Source organism: Methylibium sp. (assembly GCF_013817365.1).
Lineage (GTDB): Bacteria > Pseudomonadota > Gammaproteobacteria > Burkholderiales > Burkholderiaceae_C > Methylibium.
The window spans coordinates 1-2,264 of the sequence record NZ_JACDCU010000554.1 but is presented as its reverse complement, the minus strand read 5'-3'; the positions used below and the strand labels follow the sequence as shown (position 1 = coordinate 2,264).

The 2,264-nt window shown below is 68.8% G+C and carries 2 protein-coding genes; both read left to right on the top strand.

Annotation, left to right across the window (positions count from 1 at the left end; all coding sequences use genetic code 11):
- The first annotated feature begins 25 nt into the window (after positions 1-25).
- Entirely contained in the window at positions 26-1,069 is a 1,044-nt protein-coding gene (locus H0W38_RS21190; RefSeq protein ID WP_292448936.1) for a rod shape-determining protein, read from the top strand.
- 91 nt (positions 1,070-1,160) lie between these two features.
- On the top strand, positions 1,161-2,099 hold the full coding sequence (gene mreC, locus H0W38_RS21185; protein WP_292457928.1) for a rod shape-determining protein MreC: 939 nt from the start codon (positions 1,161-1,163) through the stop codon (positions 2,097-2,099).
- The last annotated feature ends 165 nt before the right edge of the window (positions 2,100-2,264 follow it).

The following is a 2,264-nucleotide window of genomic DNA, read 5'->3' as shown; positions in this document are numbered from 1 at the left end:
CGCGGCCCAGCCCAAAACGTATTCCATGTTCGCCTCCCTGCGACGCTATTTCTCCACCGACCTTGCCATCGACCTCGGCACCGCCAACACGCTGATTTACGTGCGCGGCAAGGGCATCGTGCTCGACGAGCCCTCGGTGGTGGCCATCCGCCACGAAGGCGGCCCCAACGGCAAGAAGACGATCCAGGCGGTCGGCGCCGAGGCCAAGGCCATGCTCGGCAAGGTGCCGGGCAACATCGAGGCGATCCGCCCGATGAAGGACGGTGTGATCGCCGACTTCACCGTCACCGAGCAGATGCTCAAGCAGTTCATCAAGATGGTCCACCCGCGTTCGGTGCTCAGGCCGAGCCCGCGCATCATCATCTGCGTGCCCTGCGGCTCCACGCAGGTCGAGCGCCGCGCCATCCGCGAATCCGCGCTCGGCGCCGGCGCCAGCGAGGTCTACCTGATCGAGGAACCCATGGCCGCGGCCATCGGCGCCGGCCTGCCGGTCAGCGAAGCGAGCGGCTCGATGGTGGTCGACATCGGCGGCGGCACCACGGAAGTGGGCGTCATCTCGCTCGGCGGCATGGTCTACAAGGGCAGCATCCGCGTGGGCGGCGACAAGTTCGACGAGTCGATCATCAATTACATCCGCCGCAACTACGGCATGCTGATCGGCGAGCCCACCGCGGAAGCCATCAAGAAGAACATCGGCTCGGCCTTTCCGGGCTCCGAAGTGCGCGAGATGGAAGTCAAGGGCCGCAACCTCAGCGAGGGCGTGCCGCGCAGCTTCACCGTCTCTAGCAACGAAATCCTGGAAGCGCTCACCGACCCGCTCAACAACATCGTCTCCAGCGTCAAGAACGCGCTCGAGCAAACCCCGCCCGAGCTCGGCGCCGACATCTCCGACCGCGGCATGATGCTCACCGGCGGCGGCGCCCTGTTGCGCGATCTCGACCGGCTGCTCGCCGAGGAGACCGGCCTGCCGGTGCTGGTGGCCGAGGATCCGTTGACCTGCGTGGTGCGCGGTTGCGGCATGGCACTGGAGCGCATGGAGCGGCTGGGCGGCATCTTCACTTCCGAGTGAACGACCACCACCCGAGCGACGCCCTGCAGCGCTGAAGCCGGCCCGTGCCTCACACGCATGACCGGCTTTTTGTTTTGCTCGCCCACTGACCATGCCCCTCGGCACCCTCGACCGCACGCCGCCGCCCTTCTTCAAGCAGGGCATTCCGGCACTGACCAAGCTGGTTTTCTTCTCGGCGCTGGCCCTTTTCCTGATGGTGGCCGACACGCGTTTCCGGGTCACGCAGCCCTTGCGGGCGGCGATGGCCACGGTGTTGCACCCCGTCGAGCGGGTGCTCCTCGCGCCGGTGCGGGCCTGGGGAACGGTGCACGACTACTTTGCCGGTGTGGCCGAGGCGCGCGCGGGCGAAGCCGCGGCGCTGCGCCGGCTGGCCGAGCAGTCCGAGCGCGCTTCGCGCGTGGATCTGCATCTGCAGGAGAACGCGCGGCTGCGCGAGCTGCTCGGCTTGCGCGCGCAGGTCACCGTGCGCTCAGGCGCGGCCGAGGTGCTGTACGAGGCGTCCGATCCCTACACCCGCAAGCTCATCATCGATCGTGGCGCCAACCATGGCATCGAGGCGGCCTCGCCGGTGATCGACGCCGACGGCGTGCTGGGCCAGGTCACGCGCGTCTATCCGTTGGCTTCGGAAGTGACGCTGCTGACCGACAAGGACGCTGCCATTCCGGTGCTCAACACCCGCACACAGGCGCGTGCCGCCGCCTACGGCGACCCCGGCACGGCGGCGGCCGGCGCCGGGATGGAGCTGCGTTTCCTGTCCAACAACGCCGATGTGCAGCCCGGCGACGTGCTGCACACCTCGGGCGTGGACGGCATCTACCCGCCCGGTCTCGAAGTCGCCACGGTGCTGTCGGTCGACCGGCGCAGCGGCCAAACTTTCGCGAAGGTGGTGCTCGCGCCCGCCGCGGTGCAGGGCAGCGTGCGCCACGTGCTGGTGCTCGAGCCGCTCAATCTGCAGTTGCCGGCGCGGCCGGGCGAGGCCGCCGCCAGCGCAGCACCGGTGCTGCCGCGCCGTTCGGGGGAGCAGCCATGAGCCGCCGGGCCGTTGGCAAGGCGAATACCGCAGCGCGTAGCGAAGCTTGCCTTATGAGCGCCACAGCCTTGCGGCCATGCGGCCGTCTCGCGGGGCATGAGGCGCACGAGTCGCCGGTGGGAGTCGCGCCATGATCATGCCCAGGGGTTCCGACCAGCTGCTGCT